The organism is Actinomadura litoris (genome assembly GCF_009733595.1).
GTDB classification, from domain to species: domain Bacteria; phylum Actinomycetota; class Actinomycetes; order Streptosporangiales; family Streptosporangiaceae; genus Spirillospora; species Spirillospora litoris.
In genome coordinates, this window is sequence record NZ_WOFH01000007.1 from 1 (window position 1) to 19,551 (window position 19,551).

At 74.4% G+C, this 19,551-nt stretch carries 14 protein-coding genes and 1 riboswitch; of the genes, 4 read left to right on the top strand and 10 right to left on the bottom strand.

The features are described from left to right. Positions 1–1,031 (top strand): glycerol kinase GlpK (gene glpK, locus GNZ18_RS20500; RefSeq protein ID WP_156218162.1); only part of this gene is annotated, 1,031 nt, incomplete at its 5' end. A gap of 30 nt (positions 1,032–1,061) precedes the next feature. Further along, a complete protein-coding gene (locus GNZ18_RS20505) occupies positions 1,062–2,723 on the top strand; it encodes a glycerol-3-phosphate dehydrogenase/oxidase (RefSeq protein WP_312874642.1) in 1,662 nt (553 codons plus the stop codon). A gap of 7 nt (positions 2,724–2,730) precedes the next feature. On the opposite strand, the gene GNZ18_RS20510 is transcribed toward GNZ18_RS20505, so the two are convergent. The 4 genes from GNZ18_RS20510 to GNZ18_RS20525 all read right to left on the bottom strand — a co-directional run bounded on the left by GNZ18_RS20510 (position 2,731) and on the right by GNZ18_RS20525 (position 9,311). Beyond that, positions 2,731–3,966: a glycosyltransferase gene (locus GNZ18_RS20510; RefSeq protein ID WP_312874643.1), complete on the bottom strand. Its 1,236-nt coding sequence runs from the start codon at positions 3,964–3,966 to the stop codon at positions 2,731–2,733. Continuing rightward, positions 3,953–5,698 carry a glycosyltransferase family 2 protein gene (locus GNZ18_RS20515; protein WP_156218163.1) on the bottom strand — a complete coding sequence of 582 codons (1,746 nt, stop codon included), beginning with the start codon at positions 5,696–5,698 and terminating at the stop codon, positions 3,953–3,955. Before GNZ18_RS20515 ends, GNZ18_RS20510 begins: the two co-directional genes overlap by 14 nt. A gap of 223 nt (positions 5,699–5,921) precedes the next feature. Continuing rightward, a complete protein-coding gene (locus GNZ18_RS20520; protein ID WP_156218164.1) occupies positions 5,922–6,704 on the bottom strand; it encodes a CHAP domain-containing protein in 783 nt (260 codons plus the stop codon). A gap of 11 nt (positions 6,705–6,715) precedes the next feature. After that, positions 6,716–6,860, bottom strand: a riboswitch (cyclic di-AMP (ydaO/yuaA leader). A 498-nt stretch (positions 6,861–7,358) separates the two neighbouring features. Next, positions 7,359–9,311: a SpoIIE family protein phosphatase gene (locus tag GNZ18_RS20525; RefSeq protein WP_312874644.1), complete on the bottom strand. Its 1,953-nt coding sequence runs from the start codon at positions 9,309–9,311 to the stop codon at positions 7,359–7,361. 242 nt (positions 9,312–9,553) lie between these two features. On the opposite strand from GNZ18_RS20525, the gene GNZ18_RS20530 reads away from it, so the two are divergent. Then, a complete protein-coding gene (locus GNZ18_RS20530) occupies positions 9,554–10,900 on the top strand; it encodes a pyridoxal phosphate-dependent decarboxylase family protein (RefSeq protein WP_156218166.1) in 1,347 nt (448 codons plus the stop codon). On the opposite strand, the gene GNZ18_RS20535 is transcribed toward GNZ18_RS20530, so the two are convergent. The 6 genes from GNZ18_RS20535 to GNZ18_RS20560 all read right to left on the bottom strand — a co-directional run bounded on the left by GNZ18_RS20535 (position 10,879) and on the right by GNZ18_RS20560 (position 17,179). Further along, a complete protein-coding gene (locus GNZ18_RS20535) occupies positions 10,879–11,673 on the bottom strand; it encodes a hypothetical protein (RefSeq protein ID WP_308166068.1) in 795 nt (264 codons plus the stop codon). The genes GNZ18_RS20530 and GNZ18_RS20535 overlap by 22 nt on opposite strands. A gap of 194 nt (positions 11,674–11,867) precedes the next feature. Then, entirely contained in the window at positions 11,868–12,419 is a 552-nt protein-coding gene (locus GNZ18_RS20540) for an AAA family ATPase (protein ID WP_156218167.1), read from the bottom strand. Positions 12,420–12,474: 55 nt separating this feature from the next. Beyond that, positions 12,475–13,371: a class I SAM-dependent methyltransferase gene (locus GNZ18_RS20545; RefSeq protein WP_156218168.1), complete on the bottom strand. Its 897-nt coding sequence runs from the start codon at positions 13,369–13,371 to the stop codon at positions 12,475–12,477. Between the two features lie 49 nt (positions 13,372–13,420). After that, positions 13,421–14,917: an MFS transporter gene (locus tag GNZ18_RS20550; protein ID WP_156218169.1), complete on the bottom strand. Its 1,497-nt coding sequence runs from the start codon at positions 14,915–14,917 to the stop codon at positions 13,421–13,423. A 43-nt stretch (positions 14,918–14,960) separates the two neighbouring features. Beyond that, on the bottom strand, positions 14,961–16,277 hold the full coding sequence (locus tag GNZ18_RS20555) for an FAD-binding oxidoreductase (RefSeq protein ID WP_156218456.1): 1,317 nt from the start codon (positions 16,275–16,277) through the stop codon (positions 14,961–14,963). Between the two features lie 2 nt (positions 16,278–16,279). Continuing rightward, on the bottom strand, positions 16,280–17,179 hold the full coding sequence (locus tag GNZ18_RS20560; protein ID WP_156218170.1) for a sigma-70 family RNA polymerase sigma factor: 900 nt from the start codon (positions 17,177–17,179) through the stop codon (positions 16,280–16,282). Positions 17,180–17,416: 237 nt separating this feature from the next. On the opposite strand from GNZ18_RS20560, the gene GNZ18_RS20565 reads away from it, so the two are divergent. Next, positions 17,417–19,495, top strand: coding sequence for an MMPL family transporter (locus tag GNZ18_RS20565; protein ID WP_156218171.1), 2,079 nt, complete (start codon positions 17,417–17,419; stop codon positions 19,493–19,495). The last annotated feature ends 56 nt before the right edge of the window (positions 19,496–19,551 follow it).

The following is a 19,551-nucleotide window of genomic DNA, read 5'->3' on the forward strand; positions in this document are numbered from 1 at the left end:
CCATCGACACCTGGGTGCTGTGGAACCTGACCGGCGGCACCGACGGCGGGGTCCACGTCACCGACCCCACCAACGCCAGCCGCACCATGCTGATGGACCTGGAGACCCTGAAGTGGGACGAGGAACTGCTGTCGTTCTTCGGTATTCCCCGCGCGATGCTCCCCACCATCAAACCCTCCTCCGCCCCCGACCCCTACGGAGTCACGCGCAAGGACGGGCCGCTGGGAGGTGAGGTCGCACTCACCGCCGCGCTCGGCGACCAGCAGGCCGCCACCGTCGGGCAGGTGTGCTTCGCGCCCGGCGAGGCCAAGAACACCTACGGCACCGGCAACTTCCTCCTCCTCAATACCGGAGAGGAGTTGGTGCGCTCCGACAGCGGCCTGCTCACCACCGTCTGCTACCAGTTCGGGCGGGAGCGGCCCGTCTATGCGTTGGAGGGGTCGATCGCGGTGACGGGGTCGGCGGTGCAGTGGCTGCGCGACCAGCTCGGGATCATCTCCGGCGCCGCCCAGAGCGAGGACCTGGCCCGCCAGGTCACCGACAACGGCGGGGTGTACTTCGTGCCCGCCTTCTCCGGACTGTTCGCCCCCTACTGGCGCTCGGACGCCCGCGGCGCCATCGTCGGGCTCTCGCGCTACAACACCAACGCCCACCTGGCCCGCGCCACCCTGGAGGCCATCTGCTACCAGACCCGCGACGTGGTGGAGGCCATGGCCCGCGACTCCGGCGTCCACCTGGACGTCCTCAAGGTCGATGGCGGCGTCACCGCCAACGAACTGTGCATGCAACTCCAAGCCGACATCCTGGGCGTCCCGGTCTCCCGCCCCGTCGTCGCCGAGACCACCGCCCTGGGCGCCGCCTACGCCGCCGGACTGGCCACCGGCTTCTGGAGCACCACCGACGAACTCCGCACCAACTGGAACCAAGACAAACACTGGCAACCCACCTGGACCGACACCCAACGCCAACACGGCTACACGGGCTGGAAGAAGGCCGTCGGCCGCACCCTCGACTGGGTCGACGTCGACTGACGCGGCCGCCCCTCTCATCGGGAGCATGCAGTGAGATCCGTAGCGCTCGGACCGCAGTACCGCGAGGACACCCTCCGCGACCTCGCCGGGACGGAGTTCGACGTCCTGGTGGTCGGCGGCGGCATCACCGGCACGGGCGTCGCCCTGGACGCGGTCTCCCGGGGCCTGTCCGTGGCCCTGGTGGAGGCGCGCGACTTCGCGTCCGGGACCTCGGGCCGCTCCAGCAAGCTCATCCACGGCGGGCTGCGCTACCTGGAGCGGCGCGAGTTCGGGCTGGTCAGGGAGGCGCTGCGGGAGCGCGGCCTGCTGCTGCGGCTCGCGCCGCACCTGGTGCGCCCGGTCCGGTTCCTGTATCCGCTGCGGCACCGGATGTGGGAGCGGGCCTACGTCAGCGCGGGCGTCACGCTGTACGACACGATGGGCGGCGCCGGGGCGCTCCCCCGGCACCGCCACCTGACCCGTCGCGGCGCCCTGCGGGAGGCCCCGGCGCTGCGCTCGGACGTGGTGGTCGGCGCGATCCAGTACCACGACGCCCAGGTGGACGACGCGCGCTACACGATGATGGTCGCCCGGACGGCCGCGCACTACGGCGCCCGGATCGCGACCCACGCCAGGGTGACGGGCTTCCTGCGGGAGAGCGAGCGGGTGACCGGGGCGCGCGTCCTGGACCTGGAGGGCGGGCGGGAGATCGCCGTCCGGGCGCGCCGGGTCGTCTGCGCGACCGGGGTGTGGACGGACGACGCGCAGGCCATGACCGGGCGGCGGGCGCGGATCGGCGTGCAGGCGTCCAAGGGCGCGCACCTGATCGTGCCGCGCGACCGGATCCCGATGGACACGGGCCTGGTCACGCGGACGGAGCGGAGCGTCCTGTTCGTGATCCCGTGGGGGCGGCACTGGCTCGTCGGGACGACCGACACCCCGTGGGACGACGCGCCCGACGCGCCCGTCGCCGACCACACCGACATCGGCTACATCCTCGACCAGGCCAACGCGGTGCTGCGCACGCCGCTGACCCGCGAGGACATCGAGGGCGTGTACGCGGGGCTGCGCCCGCTGCTGTCGGCCGAGGAGGGCGACACGGCCCGCATGTCCCGCGAGCACGCGGTCGCCGAGCCGGTCCCGGGCATGGTCGTGGTCGCGGGCGGCAAGTTCACGACCTACCGGGTGATGGCGCGGGACGCGGTGGACGCGGTCGTCGAGGGCCTGGAGGAGCCGGTGCCCGCCTCGGTGACCGAGCGGCTGCCGGTCCTCGGCGCGGTCGGCTTCGAGGTGCTGTGGAACGACCGCCGCCGGATCGCCGCCGGGTCGGGGCTGCACGTCGCGCGGGTCGAGCACCTGCTGCGCCGGTACGGGTCGTGCGTCCACGACGTCCTGGACCTGATCGCCGGTGACCCGGCGCTCGGCGCCCCCCTCCCCGGCGCGGAGGACTACCTGTGCGCCGAGGCCGTCCACGCGGTGACCCACGAGGGCGCGCTGCACCTGGACGACGTCCTCGCCCGCCGCCTCCGCGTCCTGATCGAGGAGCGGGACGGCGGTCTGGAGGCGGCGGCGCACGTCGCGGGGCTGCTCGCGCCGCATCTGGGCTGGAGCGCCGAGGACGCCGCGGGCGAGGTCGAGCGGTACGCGTCGCTGGTCAGGTCGGAGCGCCGCGACGGCCCGGCGGCCGCGGAACCCCCGGTGACCGCCGCCTGACCGCCCGCTAGAGGGAGTCGGTCTCCAGGGCGGGGGCCGGAGCGGTCCCCCGGCCCGCCTCCCGCGGGGGGCTCTCCTCGCGGACGGGCGCGGCGTCGTCGAGGAGCCCGAACAACCGGTCCCAGCGGGCGAGCACCGCCTCCGGGTGGAACCGCCGGACCGACGCGCGGGCCGCGCCGCCGAGCGCCCGGCGCAGGTCCGGGTCGTCCATCAGGCGGCCGAGCGCGGTGGCGAACGCGGCGGTGTCGCGGCGCGGGGCCAGCAGGCCGCACTGGCCGTCCTCGATCAGCACGCGGACCCCGGGCGCGCAGTCGAAGGCGACCGCGGGGAGCCCGTAGGCCATCGCCTCCATCAGCGACATGGGCAGCCCCTCGTCCCGGGACGGCAGCGCGACGACCGACGCCTCGATCAGCGCCTCCTCCACGTCGGCGACCACCCCCCGGAACTCGACCGAGCCCGCGATCCCGGCGTCCTCGGCCCGCGCGCGCAACTCGTCCTCCTGCGGGCCGCCGCCGTAGACGTGCAGCCGCCAGCCTGGGCGGGTCGCGACCGCCTCCGCCCACGCCTCCAGCAGCAGGTCGATCCCCTTCTCGTGGGACAGGCGCCCCACGCAGGCCACGACGGGCAGGTCGAGCGTCGGGTGGGCGCGCGGCTCGACCGGCAGCGGGTTCGGGATGTGGTCGACGTTGGTCATGCCGTCGCGCGCCCAGGCGTCGGCGTCCTCGGCGGTGAGGACCAGCAGCCGGTCCACCCCGGCGAAGTGCTCCCTGACCCGGCGGTAGCGGGAGGAGCGGCGGCTCGCCGCGTACGACTCGTGGCTCATCCCGACGACGCGCAGGCCCGAGGTGTCGGCCCGCCGGACCCACTCCATCGCCCACACCTGCGCGACGACCACCATCGCGCCGGGCCGGGCGGCGGCGAACAGCTCGGTCAGCCGGGCGGCGCCGCGCCGCTGCGACGCCCGGCGCCACAGCTCGCGCCCGAAGGCCACCGGGTTCAGGCGCCCCCGCGCCGTGGCGGGCCGCCACGCGAACGCGGGCGGGCGCCACCGCCGGTGCAGCACCTCCACGGCATAGGAGCCGTCCCGGCCGTGGTGGTGGGACGCGGCGCCCCGGGTGACGCCGACGAGCGTGACGCGGTCGCCGCGTCCGGCCAGGAGGCGGGCCATGAGGTGCGCCCAGCGCTGGAGGCCGCCCATGTCGTCGACGTTGTCGCAGATGATGAAGACGTCACGTCCGGCCACGGCCGCTCCTTCCCGGAAGGCGCCGCGCGGCGGTCCCGCGCGTGGCCGCCGCCCCGAGGAATCTCCGGGCCAGGCGTCCGGGGCGGGAGGTGGCGGCGCCCAGCACGATCGCCCGCGCGAGCCGTCCCCGCGTCCCGGCGGAGTCGAGGGCGAAGGCCAGGTGCCCGCCGGCGGTGGTGTAGGAGAGGAGCCGGTCGGCGGCGAACCGCGTCAGCCGGGGCCGCACCGGGAACGCGACGCCGTCCAGCGGCGGCGATCCGGGGCCGGCGCCGGGACGGGTGACCAGCTCCCCGCGTCCCGTGCCCACCCGGAGCCGCACGTCCCAGACGGGGTCGGTGAGGCCGATCGGGCGGATCCGGCGCGCGGGGTCGAACTCGGCGCTCCAGGCCAGCACGTCGCCCCGGTGCTCGACGCGCGCGGGCGTCCGCGCCGTCCTGGACGGGCGGCGCCGGTCGCGGAACTCCAGCGCGGCCGTCAGCGCGGCGCCGGGCGGGATCCGGCCGAGCGGGTTCAGCACGGTCCCGGCGACGCGCGCCAGGCCGTCCCGCATCTCAAGCCGGGTCACGGTGTTGGCGGGCCGCAGCTTCTTCAGGGACCGCTTGTGCAGGCGGAGGCCGGTCACGTCAAGGACGCGGCGTGCCAGCGCATCCCCGGCGGGGTCGCCCCAGTAGATCCGCCCGTCCCGCTCCCGCAGGTGGACGCGCAGCTCGGGACGCTCCGCCCGGTCGTACTCGGCGGCCGCCAGCGCGCCCTCGTGGTCGCCCTCGCGGAGCAGGAACGCCGCGATCGCGGGCAGCGTCTGGGCGGTCTCGAACGCCCGCGGGTCCAGCTCGGCGAGGTAGGCGGAGGCGAGGTCGAGGAAGCGCGCGCGGTGGGCGGGGTCGCGGGCGCGCAGGTCCCGCAGGTGCAGGGGGAGGTCGTGGTTGACGAACTTGACGTCCTTGGCCCGCTTCAGCTCGTGCGCCCCGCGCCCCGCGAACAGCGCGTCGATGCGCCGGTGGATCTCCAGCCGGTCGGCGAGGCTGGCCGTCTCGGCGCGCCGGTTGGAGATCGACGGCGCCGCCGCCCCCTCCTGGACCAGCCAGCTGTAGACGCGGTGCGGGATCAGGGCCGTGCCCTCGGCCGCGAGGTAGGCCTCGGCGGTGAACAGCAGGTCCTCGTAGTGGAGCCGCTCGATGAACCGCAGACCGGCGCGCTCCAGGAAGTCCCGGCGGTAGACCTTGTTGGTCGAGAGCGTGTCGTAGAGGAGGTTGGGGTACTCGCCCAGCGACCCGTAGAGGACGCTGCGCCTGTAGAGCCAGGGGAACCAGGGGCGGACGCGGTCCGGGCCGCCCTCGGGGACGTCCAGGAAGATCCGTTCGCAGAGCCCTGAGACCAGGTCGGCGCCGGTGTCCTCGGCGGCGGCGACGAGGTTGAGGCAGGCGTGCCGGTCCAGCAGGTCGTCGCTGTCGAGGAACATCAGGTAGCGGCCGTCGGAGCGCTCGATCCCGGCGTTGCGCGGGCCGCCGCAGCCCCCGGAGTTGGACGGCAGGTGCACCGCGGCGACCCGGCCGGGATGCGCGGCGGCCAGCCGGTCGGCCACCCGGCCCGTCCCGTCGGTGCTCGCGTCGTCGACGATCACCGTCTGGACGCCGCCCAGCGACTGCCCCAGCGCCGAGGCCACCGCCCGCGGCAGCCGCCGCTCGTCGTTGTAGGCGATCACCACCACGCTGACCCGCGGGCGCGCCCGCATGGGCGGTCCCCCCTCCCCCGGCTTGCCTCGTCAGCCGGGAGTGTTTCCAGGAACGCCGCGTGAACGTCCAAGACCGATCAAAGGGCGTCAATGATTCCCATTACCCGAAACCGGGAGCACCGGGCGAGGCCGGGCATGCCGGAAGCCGCCCGGCGGTGCCGGGCTGCTTCCGTGCGGCCTCCAGCGGCGTTCCTGCGCGCCGCGTGGGGGGCGGGAGGGTGGGTCAGCCCGAGTAGTCGGGGTAGCCGTAGCCCACGACCTGCGACTTCTTGCGGATCTTCTGCTTCACCGCGTCGCCGGTGTTGCCCTCGACGGTGCTGATCGTGCCGTTGCCGTTGTCCTTGACGACGAACCCGACGTGCTCGATGCCGTCGATGCCGCCGCTGCGGCCGTTCTTGAAGTCGAAGAAGACGACCGAGCCGGGCTTGGCCTTCTGGCCCCAGCGGCCCTCCTTCTTGAACCAGGTGGCGTGCTGGACGGTGTAGGCGTCCCAGCCCATGTCCTTGGCGCCGACCTGCGCGCCGACCCACGAGACGAACATGTTGCACCAGCTCGCGCCCTTGTACTCGCGCACGGCGCCGCCGTCCCGCTTGGCGGTCTCGGCCGCGTGCGGGGTGGACATGTACCACTTGTGGAACTTGGTGTTGCCGCCCTTGCCCTCGCGGATGCCCACCTGCGACTCGGCCATCTTGATGACTTCCTTGGCCTTGACGCGGTGCGGCGGCACCTTGAAGCCCTCGCGGCGGGCCTCGGCGGCCTGCGAGAGCGCCGGGGCACCGGCCTTGTGGGCGGACCGCTCGGCGTGCGCGGGCTCGCCCGCGACGTGCGCGACCGACGCGGCGCGGGCCGGGGTCTCGGCGGTGGCGCTGTCGCTCGCGAGGGGGTTGAAGACGGCCAGCCCGAGGGCGCCGACGAGGACCGCGCCGACGGCGACACCGACGGCCCTGTCCTCGGCGGACAGGCTGGACAGGCTGGCGATGGAAAGTCGATCGAAACGACCGGTCATGCAGGGGATCTCCTTGTCTTCCATGGCGCCTACCGGGTTAGCTGACGGATTCGGGCATGGAAGAGCCCTACGGCGCGCTCTGGGAGCGCCCCGATTCACCCCTGGAACCTGGGTCCCCGGCTCCGTGCGGTCTGGGACGACCGGCACGGACTCGGCCTCGCACCGCGGAACACGATGCGTTTCGGATGTATCTCAGTGACTGATCTGAGGAGCGCCCTTCATCGGGCGCGCGCCGCGGGCGGGTTCCGCTCCGCGACCGCCGTCCGCGCTTCGCGCGTCCGGCCCACAACGCATGGAACGCGTTGGGTGATTTCGGTAGAAGGTACCAACCTTCCCAAGAAAAGCAAACCAGGCACCAAACAGAGTCTTGCCTGATCAAAGCCCTCTCAAGGGAGTCCCAACGCCGGGGGCCCGCCGGGTCTTCCCGATCTTTCCCGGGTTCTCCGGCGGCGATCACAAGGAGGTCCCGGATCCCTTATGGCGGTGGAATCCCGCGCTTCCGAGCCGGTCCCGGCTTTACCTTGACCCCCGCACGCAACGCCCGGGTAAAAAAGGTCATCTTCGACGTGGCGAGGGGTCCGCCGGGCCTGCACAAAACCCGGAATGAGTCCTACGTCACGCAGGGTTACGCCACGGGGAACGAAGTGACCTGGGTCACTCGACGCGCAGGGCGAACAGCGTGGTGTCGTCGGCGGCGCGGTCGTGCTCCATCCGCGCCAGGACCTCGTCCAGCACCGGCTCGGGGCTGGACGCGCACTCCGCCAGGATGCCGGTGAGCCGCTCGATCCGCTCGTCCAGGTCGGCGTCCCGCCGCTCCACCAGCCCGTCGGTGTAGAGGAAGATCAGGTCGTCGGGCCTGAGCTGGATCCTGGCGGTCCCGTAGGCCCAGTCGGGCACCGCGCCCAGCATCGGGTCCGGAACGACCTCCATCGGCGCCGCCAGCCCGCCCCGCACGAGGATCGGCGGCGGGTGGCCCGCGCACGTCCACTCCAGGACGTGGCGGCGCGGCTCGAAGTGGGCCACGACGGCGGTGCCGGTCGCGGGCGGCTGGATGTGCCCGACCAGTTCGTTCAGCCAGCCCACGAGCCGTCCCGTGGGCTCCCCGGTGCACGCCAGCCCGAGCAGGCCGTTGCGGGTGCGGGCCATCGCGGCGGCGGCCGGGAGCCCGTGCCCCGCCGCGTCGCCGATCGCGAACAGCGCCCGCCCGTCGGGCATCGCCCGGGTCGCGAACCAGTCCCCGCCGATGCGGGCGGTGCTCTCGGCCGCCAGGCTGCGCAGGTCGACGCGCAGGCCCGGCAGCTCGTCCAGCTCGCTCTCGTCCGGCAGGATCGCCCGGCGCAGCGTCACCGCCACCCGCCGCTCCTGCGCCGTCTGGGCCTGCTGCTCCAGCATCTGCCGCCGGGTCTCGGCCAGCGCCCGCTCGATCCCGCGCCGCCGCGTGATGTCCTGCGAGACGATGTTGATCGAGACCGGCAGCCCGGAGTCGTCCAGCACCGGCTCGGCGAACACCCACAGGTGCCTCGGCGCGCCGTCCGGGCCGACGACGCGGTGCTCGGCCTCCACCGGCTCCCGGCGGGAGAACAGCGTCTGGACGGCCTCCTCCACCAGCGGGAGGTCGTCGTCCATCACGACCTTCGGCAGGTCGTCGGGCATCGGCGGCACCTGGTCGGCGCGCAGGCCGTAGTTCGCGAGCATCTGCGGGGTCCACTCGGCGTCGCCGGTCGCGAGGTCCCACTCCCCGAACCCGAGCAGCGCGAGCCGCTCGACCCGCTCCAGCCGCCGCGCCTGCCGGTCGGCGTCGTCGTGGTAGCGCCAGCTCACGCACAGGCCGGTGGGCACCGCCACGCACCGCACGCTCATCCGGGACGTCCGCGACAGCCCGCCCTGCGCGGTCGAGTACGTCATCGACGCCCGCTCCAGACGCCTCCCGGTCTCCACCACCTCCACGAACGCGTCGAAGAGCCCGCTCATCGCCATCCCCGGCTCGGTCGGGAGCAGCCGGCGGCCCGCCAGCTCCTCCGCGCCCCGGCCGAACAGGTCCCGCGCGAGGTCGTTCAGCTCCGCGTAGAGGAAGTCGGCGACCTGTCCGCCGGAGTCCCGGACCGGGATCAGGTGCGCCGCGCCGTCGAGCGCGCCGTCCAGGAACGCCCTGGCCACCGGGTCCTCGGGCAGCCCGGCGATGATCTCCGCGTCGTCGGCGGTGTCCTCGGTCCGGACGCGCCGCAGCACGTCCTCGGCCTGCGTCACCACGGCCCGCCGCTCGTCGGCGCCCTTCGCCCGGGGCGCCTTCCGCCCGGTCGGGGCGGCGCCCTCCGGACCCGGCACCCCTCCCCGGTCGCGTGCGCCGACCACCAGCGCCGCGGCCTCGGCCAGCTCCATGTCCATGTCGCGGGCCAGCCAGATCAGGTGCTGCAGCGCCTCCCCCGGCGGGACGCCCAGCCGCCGCGCCAGCACCACCCGCGCCTCCGCCAGGACCGCGCGGTCGTGCGCGGCGCCCCGCAGGTCCTCCAGGTCGGGCACGGCCGCGTGCGCGCCGGACGGACCGGCCCCCGCGGGCCTCCCCGCGGGATCGGGCGTCCGCGCCCCACCGCCGTCAGCTTCCGCCACCGCGTCCCCCATTCGGCGTTCGATGACCCCGGGAGAAAAGGTACATACACCGATGAAGGACTCTTCGCTGTCATTTCATCAGCAGGCCAGATCTTTAACCCGGTTTTCCGTTCGGCCCGGAGACGACCGGTTCAGGGGCACCTTCCCCGAAACCTCCCCGCCACACCCAGGCCCCCGGGAGCGGTCCACTTCCCTCGATTGGATGGCGACAGGCGCGCCCCGGCGTCCCTAGCGTGAACCCCATGCACGACGACCTCGCGCGGCTCCCCGGACTGCTCTCGGGCCACGCCGCCCGCCTCCTCGCCACGCTGGACGGGCGCCCCGCCGCCGTCCCGCCCGGGCCGCGCACGCCGCCGCGGCCGCTGCCCCCGGCCGCCGGCCTGGAGGGAGCGCTCGCCGAGTTCGCCTCCCGCTGGGAGCCCGGCTTCGCGGGCAGCGCGGGCCCGCGCTACTTCGGGTTCGTCACCGGCGGCGCCACCCCCGCCTCGGTCGCCGGGGACTGGCTGACCTCCGTCCTGGACCAGAACCCGGCCACCCGGTTCGACTCCAGCGCGCCCGACCTGGAGGAGGAGGCGATCGGCTGGCTCGCCGAACTGCTCGGCCTCCCGTCCCACACCGGCGCGTTCGTGTCGGGCGCGACGATGTCGAACACCACGGGTCTCGCGATCGCCCGCGAGTGGCTGGGCGAGCGGGCGGGCGTCCAGGTCGCCGACGAGGGCGTCGCGGCGCTCGGCGAGATCACGGTCCTGTCCGCCGAGCCGCACTCCAGCGTCCGCAAGGCGCTGTCGATGCTGGGCATCGGCCGCCGGAACCTGCGGATCGTCCCCGCCCTGCCCGGACGCGAGGCCGCCGACGTCGCCGCCCTGGAGGAGGCCCTCGCCGCCCTGGGCGGCCGTCCCGCCATCGTCGTCGCGAGCGCCGGCACCGTGAACACCGTCGACTTCGACGACCTGCGCGCCATCGCCGCCCTGCGCGAGCGCCACCCCTTCTGGCTCCACGTGGACGCCGCGTTCGGCGCGTTCGCGGCCCTCTCCCCCGCCCACGCGGACCTCGTCGCCGGCCTGGACGAGGCCGACTCCGTCTGCGTGGACCTCCACAAGTGGCTGAACGTCCCCTACGACTCCGCCGTCCAGTTCTCCCGCCGCCGCGACCTCCAGCACCGCGTCTTCCACAACAACGCCGCCTACCTCGGAGGGCCCTCCGAGGACCCCCTGCACCTGACACCGGAGAACTCCCGCCGCCTGCGCGGCCTCGCCGCCTGGTGCACGCTCCGCGCCTACGGCCGCGAGGGCCACCGCGCGATCGTCGAACGGTCGATCGCGCAGGCCCACCGGCTCGGCGAGCTGCTGACCGCGGCCCCCGGCTGGCGCCTGCTGGCCCCCGTCCGGCTCAACGTCGTCTGCTTCACCCACGACACGCGCGCCCCGGACGACATCATCCGCGACGCCCTGCCCGAGGCTTTCTTCACCCCCACCACCCTCTGGGGCGCCCCCGGCCTCCGCGCCGCCTTCAGCAACTGGCGCACCACGCCCGACGACGTGGAACGCGCGTTCCGCGCCCTCTCCGGCTACCCCGCCGAAGCCCGGTAGACCTGCCGCGTCAACGCCGTCACCCGCGCCGACGCCGCCCGGAACGAGGAGCCCGCCGGCTGGAGCGTCAGCACGACCACGATCTTGTCGCCCACGATCCCCGTCGTGTGCAGGACGGGCCGTCCGAGCCCAAGATCGGGCACGGCCACCGACTGCACGCTCCCCCCGCGGCACGGCGCGGCAGGCAGCGTCCCGAAGCCCGACCACCCCTGCTTGACGGCCCACGGCCGCTCCAGCGCGCTCGGGATCCCGAACGTCTGGTCGAACCCGTCCGTCCCGCACGGGGTGGACTTCCGCAACTGCGCGACCACGAAGTCCCGGTGCGGCTTCGGGGCCTTCTCCAGCAGGTACCGGTAGGTCCGCAGCACGTCCTCGGCGCTGAGCGCCGTGTAGCCCCAGAACCCGGGCTTGTCCCGGGGCGGCGGCGCCGTCTCGGTGAGCCCCGCCCTCGGGACCATCCGCCGGATGACCTCCGCCTGCCCGCCCCGCCGCCAGAACTCGGTGGCCGCCTTGTCGTCGCTGGACCGCAGCATCGACCCCAGCAGGTCCCGGTCCGCGGCCGAGACCCGGTGCTCGCGCATGTAGTCCAGCGCCAGCAGGATCTTCACCACCGAGGCCGACCGGTACGTCCTCCTGGTCTCCCGCCGCAGGACCACCCGTCCGAGCTTGCGGTCGAAGACGACGTACGACGCCCGGACCCCCGCCGGAACCTTCACCGCGGGCGGCCGCGCCCGGGGGCTCGCGGTCCCGGCGCTCGGACTCTCACCGGTCACCCGAGGACTCCCCCCGGCCGTCGCGCCGCCGCCACCGGACGGCCCGTCCGCCTGACACCCGCACGCCAGCACGACCAACCCGGCCACCCCGGCCCGCGCCACCAAAGAACCCACCAGGCATGCCTACCAGAACCAGGGGCCCCGCAGCGCCCAACGGACGGCGAGGGCCCGCATCGCCCAGGCGAAGCGACCGGCTACCCGGCCCCGGTGAGCTGGAAGGCTCCGGAGGCGATGGCTTCGCGGACGCGCCGCTCGGTCTCGGTGATGTCGTCGGCGGACGTGTCGAGCACGTGGGACTCCAGCTCGCCGAGGTCGGCGAACTGGTCCCACATCGTCAGGATCGGATGGCGGTCCACCAGCGCGCCGGGCGCGGTGCGGGCCTGGGCGCGGGCGAGCGCGACATCGCGCCGCGGGCGCAGCACCACGTAGTGGACCGGGACCGGCGGAGACCGGCGTGCCCGCTCGTGGAAATGGTCGAGCATCCACGGCCCGACGACGCCGTCGACGATCGTGGCGAAGTCCCCGCCCGCGTAGCGGAACGCCGCTCCGGCGATGACGTCCATGACCGTCTCGTTCTGCGTGCGCGATTCCGGTTCGTAGGGCGCGATCCCCCCGGACACGATGTAGTGCCAGAAGTCGTCGGTGTGCAGATGGACGGCCTTCGGGCGGCTGCGGGCGACCCGCGCCGCGAGGGTCGACTTCCCCGCGCCTGGCGGTCCGGTCACAATGATGACGCTGTCGGGCATGCGTGCGCCTTTCGGGTCGGGTGTGCGGGGGCCGGGGTGGTGCGGCGGTGCCGTCTCAGGGAGGCGTCGCCCCCTCTCCGGCGGCGCGGGCGACGGCGAGGAGGTGCCGGCTCGCGCCGAGCAGCGCGGGTTCCCGCTCGGTGCTCCGCAGCCCCCAGAGCAGGAGTTCCCGCTTGTCGGGGTCGTCGATCCACGACTCGATCCCTTCGATGAGCCACATGGCGCCCTCCACCGGATACACATGCTGAAGGTGGAGGCCGCAGGCGTGGACCTCCTCGGCCAGGTCGTCGGGGTGGTGCAGGTAGGCGGTGGTGAACGGGGCCCGGTCGCCGGGCAGGTGCCGGCCGTCCGCGAGCGTCGTCTCGATCACCTCGCGGACCCCGGGACGCGCCAGGAAGCCCCGCCTGAGCCCGTCGTGCAGGGACGCGAACCGGTTGATCGCGGTCGCGGCGACGATGCCGCCGGGCCGCACGACGCGGACCGCTTCCCGCCACGCGGCCAGCCGGTCGGCGCGTTCGACGAGGTGGTAGAGCGGGCCGAACAGCAGGACCGCGTCGTAGGAGGCGTCCGGCTCGTCCAACGCCCGCGCCTCGCCGAGCGCGGCGGTGACCCCGGCGTGCCCCCCGGCCCGCCGCACGTGCCTCGGCACCGGATCGACGACATGGACGGTGTGCCCGTCGGCCGCCAGCCACCGCGCGTGCGCGCCGGGCCCGCCGCCCACATCGAGGACGCGCAGCGGCGCCCCCGGAAGCACCCGGCGCAGGATGTCCTGGACGCGCAGCAGCTCCAGGCGCTCGGCCCCCGACGCCAACCGGCCGTCCTCGTCCCCCTCTTCGTAGTAGCGAAGAATCCGCTCCTCGATCAACTGCCCCTCCAGGCTGGACGAACCCGCTCTCCGGGACGGTGGCCGGCCCCGCCCGCGCAGGCGGGTCCGGCCATCGTCCAGTTCCATGATCGCCGCCGTTGCGAGTGCGGAAGCCTTGGCGAGGCGGGGAACGGGTTCAGGCGCGCTCGGCCCCCTCTGCGGCGGCGGGGCTTGGAGCATCGTGCCCCTCCTGGTGCTCGCCCCTGGTGTTGGTGGCGCGCAGGGCGATCACGGCCGCCGCGACGATGAAGGCGGCCGCGCCGAGCAGGGCGCGCTGGAAGCCCTCGGTGAGGGCGACGGCCGGCGCGGCGCCGGCGGCGAGCAGGTCGTCGGTGCGGGAGGTGGCCATCGCCGAGAAGACCGCCAGGCCGAGCGCCCCGCCGACCTGGCTGGAGGCGTTGATCAGCGCGGCGGCCAGGCCCGCCCGGTCCGCGGGCACCCCCGCGTTGGCCGCCGTGGTGACCGCGACGAACACCAGCGCGAGGCCCACGCCGACGACGACCAGGCCCGGCAGCAGGTCCCGGACGTAGCCCCCCTCCACCGGGCACCGCGCGAGCAGCCCCATGCCGGCCGCGCCGATCAGCAGCCCGGCGATGATGAGCGGGCGCGTGCCGACCCTCGGGATCAGCCCCGCGGTGAGGCCCGATCCGGCGCCGACGGCGACGGTGAGCGGCAGGTAGGCCAGGCCCGTCCTGACCGGCGAGTAGTGGAGGACCAGCTGCATGTAGAGGCTGAGGAAGAAGAACATCGCGATGAATCCGGCCATCGCCACGAACTGGGCGACGTCGGCGCCCGGCAGGCCCCTGATCTTGAAGATCGACAGTGGCAGCAGCGGGTTCCGGCTCCGCGCCTCGTTGGCCGTGAACAGCGCGAGGAGCACCAGGGCCCCGGCGATCGACGTCCACGTCCGGGCGGTGTCCCAGCCCTTCTCGGGCGCCTCGACCAGCGCGTACACCAGCAGCAGCATGCCGCCGGTGACCAGGACCGCGCCCGGCAGGTCGAAGGTGCGCGGGGCCGCCTTCCGCCGGTCGTCGGCGAGCAGCCACAGCGCGCCGGCGACGATGACCGCGACGGCGGGCGGGTTCACCCACATCACCCAGCGCCAGCCGGGGCCGTCGGTGAGGGCGCCGCCGGCCAGCACGCCGATCGCCGAGGCGGCCCCGGCCACGCCTCCCCAGACGCCGAGGGCGGCGGAGCGGTCCCGGCCGACGAAGGCGGTGGTCAGCACCGACAGGGCGGCGGGCGACATCAGCGCCGCGCCGAGCCCCTGGGCGAGCCGGGCGGCGACCATCGTCTGCTCGTTCTGGGCGAGGCCGCCGAGGACCGAGGCGACCCCGAACAGCGCGGTGCCCGCCACCAGGACGCGGCGCCGGCCGAGCAGGTCGGCGAACCGTCCGCCGAGCAGCATGAACCCGCCGTAGGTGAGCAGGTAGCCGGACGGCACCCACTGGAGGGACTGCTGGGAGAAGTCGAGGTCGTCCTTCATCGCGGGCAGGGCGACGTTCACGATGGAGGCGTCGATGAGGTCGACGAAGGCGACCAGGCAGAGCAGGGCCAGGACGATCCTGCCCCGCCCGGTGCCGAGGAATCCGAGCCGGCCGGGGCCGACCGGGCCGTCCGCGAGCTGGGTCATGTGGGTCTTCCTTGTCGGTTCCGCATGTGAGGGGAGGCCGGGCTCAGCCGAGCACCGGGTGGTTGGAGCGCACGACCCGGTCCGGGTCGCGTTCGTGCTTGATCGCCCGCAGCCGGTCCAGGGCGCGCGGCGCGAACGCCGCCGCGGCCGCCTCCTCGGGCGCGAGCAGCGTGAACGGCTTCGGCCCGCCGCTCAGCGACAGCGCGTCGGCGAGCGCCCGGCGCCGGGCGAGGCCGGGCTCGGGCGGGCCGAACGGGACGGCCATCATGGAGATCAGGAACGGGTCCCCGATCGGCCCGGCGGCGCCCGTCGAGGCGGTCAGCGCCCCGTCCAGGTGGCGGATCTGGACGGCGACGAGCGGCGGCAGGTCCCGCGCGGCCCCCGCCAGCGCGTACAGCGTCGTGTCGTCCAGGTCGGTCAGCATCTCGGTGCGGGCGCGCAGGGGCGAGGGATCGACGGGGTCCCCGGTGATGTCGCCGAGGTCCGCGGGCCGCCGCCCCCGGCGGGTGTCGAGCACGGGCGCGCCCGCGGCCGCCAGCGGCTTCAGCAGCCGCTCGGCCTCGTGGGCGGCACCGAGGAAGGCGGAGTCCACGATGACCATCGGCTCCCCGTCCGGGACGGGCGGCCGGAACAGGCGCAGCCACACGGTCAGCTCGGGCGGGGCGTTCCAGGTCACCTCGCGGAAGGCGGCCAGCACCGCGGCGGCCTTCGCGCCGGGCCACATCATCTGGCCGCCGTGGACGAGCCCCGCCTCCTGGAGGCCGAACTCCATCGCGGTGACGATCGCGAAGTCGCCGCCGCCTCCGCGCAGCGCCCAGAACAGCTCCGGGTCGCTCTCGGCCTCCACCCGCGCGGTCTCACCGTCGGCGGTGACCACGTCGAACGCGGTGACATGGTCGGACGCGCGGCCCCACCGGCGCGAGAACCACGACAGGCCGCCGCCGAGGGTGTAGCCGACGACGCTGGTGTGGGGGGCGCTGCCGAGCAGGCCGGTCAGCCCGTGCGGGGACGCGACCTCCTGGACGCGCGACCAGGGCACCCCGGCGCCGACGCGGATGGCGGCCCTGCCGGGTTCGAAGGACACCTCGTCCAGCGCGCCGGTGCGCAGGAGGATCGTGCCGCCGGCGAGCGGTGCCGCGCCGTGCCCGCTCGGCTGGGCGCTCACACCGAGCCCGCGCTCGCGCGCGAACCGCACGGCCGCGACCACGTCGTCCGCGTGGGCGGCCTCCACGACCGCGTCCACCCGCTGGTCGACGGACAGGTTCCACGGCGTGCGGGCCGCCTCGTAGCCGGCGTCGCCGGGCAGCAGCACCGGTCCGGCGACACGGTCGCGCAGGTCGTCCAGGATGCCGTCTCGCATGCTCACCGCGCTCCTTCGGGAAGGGTCTCGTCGTCGGGGAAGGTCAAATCCAGGCGGGCCAGGCGCTCCTTGTCGCCGAGGATGTCGATCTCGGTGATCAGGCCGTCCCGGACGGTGAAGGCCATCACGGCGGCGCCGTTGGCGAGCCCGGCGACGCCGTTCACGAGGACGGGCCGGGTGTCGTGCGCCAGCCGGCGGAACACCGCCGCCTGCTGCGCCACCGCCGGCGCTCCGGCGACGACGCGCAGGATCCCGGTGTCGGCGCGCAGCACGACGTCGGGCGCGAGGACGCGCACGAGCCCCGCGATGTCGCCGTCGCGGGTGGCGGCCAGGAAGGCGTCCACGACCGCGCGCTGGCGCGCCGGGTCCGGATCGGGCACGGCACCGCTGCCGCGCACCCGCCGCCGGGCCCGGCTGGCGGCCTTGCGCGCGGCCTCGGGGGAGCGCTCCACCATCCGCGCGATCTCGTCGTAGCCCACGCCGAACATGTCGTGCAGGACGAAGGTCAGGCGCTCGGTGGGCGTGAGCGTGTCGAGCACCACCAGCAGCGCCAGCCCGAGCGAGTCGGCCAGCAGCACCGCCTCCTCCGGGGAGGGCGTGCCGTCCACCGGCGTGACGATCGGGTCCGGCAGGCACTCGGCGAGCTCGGCCAGGCCGCTCTCGCGGCGGCTCCGGCGCGCCTTCAGCAGGGTGAGGCTGACCCTGGCGACCACGGTGGTCAGCCAGCCGCCCAGATTGTCGATCTCCGCCCGGTCGGAGCGGTGCAGCCGCAGCCACGCCTCCTGGACGGCGTCCTCGGCCTCGGTCAGCGAACCGAGCACGCGGTAGGCGACCGACCGCAGATGCGGCCGGAGGCGTTCGAACTCCTCGGCGACGAACGGGTCGCCGGATGTGTCGGTCATGGGGTCGCACCACCTGGGGCAGTTCGGGAGCGGGGTGCTCCGCGTTCCCCTCCCTGACCTCGGCGGGGCGCTCCCTGTGACCGGACGCCGCTATGACGCCGATCACCATCAGGCTGTGACCCAGGTCACCTCGAACGGCGGTCACACCTCACGGGCGGCACTTGTCAACGCGAAGACCGCACAAACGTTCGAGGAGAGCGCATGCCGCTCCTCCCGGCCACCTCTTGTGAGATGTACATGACCGACACGTCCGTGAGCCGACCGCAAGGACCGGCGCCCGCGCCGCTCCCCCCGTCCCGCTGGAACCGCTACATCGCCGCCGTCACCGGCAGGCGCTCCAAATGGGCGGTCCTGGCCGCCTGGGTGCTCGTCCTGATGGTCGCCGGCGGCTTCGCCGCCAAGCTCTCCCAGGTGCAGGACAACGACCCGGCGTCCTGGCTGCCCGCCGACTCCCAGTCCACCCGCGCCGTCGAGATCGCCGAACGGCACTTCGCCGACCACGACCGCGCCACCGCCGTCGTCGTCTACACCCGCGACGGCGGGCTCACCCCGGCCGACCTGGCCAAGGCCGACGCCGATCGCCGGACGGCGCCCGGCGCGACCGCGGCCACCAGGTCCGCCGACGGCAAGGCGGTCCTGTTCAGCGCGCCCGTCCCGATGGCCTCCAACGACAACACGGTGCTGGGCGACGCCGTGGACAAGCTGAGGAAGACCACCTCGGCCGGCGCGCCGTCCGGGCTGGACATCCGCGTCACCGGCCAGGCGGGCACCATCGCCGACTACATCGACGCCTACTCCGGCATGGACGGCGCCCTCCTCGGCGTCACGCTGGCGATCGTCACCCTCGTCCTCCTGGTCACCTACCGCAGCCCCGTGCTGTGGCTGGTGCCCCTGCTGGCCACGTTCCTCGGCACCTGGATCGCCATGGGCGTGGTCTACCTGCTCGCCAAGCACGCGGACCTGAAGGTGGACGGCCAGTCCAGCTACGTCCTGACCGTGCTCGCGCTCGGCGTCGGGACCGACTACGCGCTGCTCCTCATCGCCCGCTACCGCGAGGAGCTGGGCCGGCGCGCCGACCGGCACGAGGCGATGGCGCACGCGCTGCACCGCTGCCTGCCCGCCGTCACCGCCTCGGCCGCCACCGTCGTGATCGCATCGCTGTGCCTGGTCTTCGGGAAGATGAACAACACCCAGGGCCTCGGCCCGGTCATCGCGATCGGCGTCGCCGTCGTCTGCCTGGCCGCCGTCTCCCTGCTGCCCGCCCTGCTGATCTGCCTCGGCCGCTGGGTGTTCTGGCCCAGGCGCCCCACCGTCCAGGCGACCCGGTCCGACGGCGGCCCTTGGCGGCGCCTGGCCACGGCCATCGACGCGAGGCCGCGCCGGATCTGGGTCGGCACCGCCCTGGTCCTGGCCGCCCTGGCGGCGGCGTCGTTCACCCTGGACTCCGGCCAGCGCCTGGACGAGCAGTTCACCAAGACCACCGACGCCATCGCGGGACAGCGCCAGATCGGCCGCCACTTCGCCGCGGGCTCGTCCGAACCCGCCGACATCTACGTCGCCGACGCCCAGGCCGCGACGACCGTGGCCCGCGCCGCCAAGGTCCCCGGTGTGGCCGCCGTTGCCAAGGAACGCTCATCGGGCGGCTACACCCACCTGACCGCCGTCTTCGCCGACGAACCCGACACCCCCTCGGCCCGCGCCACCGTCACCCGCGTCCGCGACGCCCTGGACGGCAGCGGGGCCGTCGTCGGCGGGCAGACCGCCGTCGCCCTGGACACCTCGCACGCCCAGGGCACCGAAGAGGCCGTCCTCATCCCGCTGATCCTCGCCGTGGTCCTGGCCATGCTCGTCCTGCTGCTGCGCGCCGTCACCGCGTCGCTGCTGCTGATCGCCTCCGTCGTCCTCTCCTACGGCGCGGCCCTCGGCCTTGCGGGCCTGCTCTACCGGGCGCTCGGCCACCCGCACATCGACCGCGGCCTCCTGCTGTTCGGCTTCCTGTTCCTGGTCGCCCTGGGCATCGACTACACGATCTTCCTGATGTCCCGCGCGAGGGAGGAGGCCCACCTCCACGGTCACCGGGCGGGAATCCGCGACGGCCTGAGCCTCACCGGCGGCGTCATCACCAGCGCCGGCCTCGTCCTCGCCGCCACCTTCAGCGTCCTGGTCGTCCTCCCGACCGTCGGCGCCCTCCAGCAGGGCCTGCTCATCGCCGGAGGCGTCCTCCTGGACACCCTGGTCGTCCGCAGCCTCCTCGTCCCCGCCCTGGCGCTGGACGCGGGCAAACGCATCTGGTGGCCCACGAGAATCGAAGACTGAACCGCCCGACCACCGTCCCCCTGGCCCCGCCGCCGACCCCTGCGGGCCGGGGGACG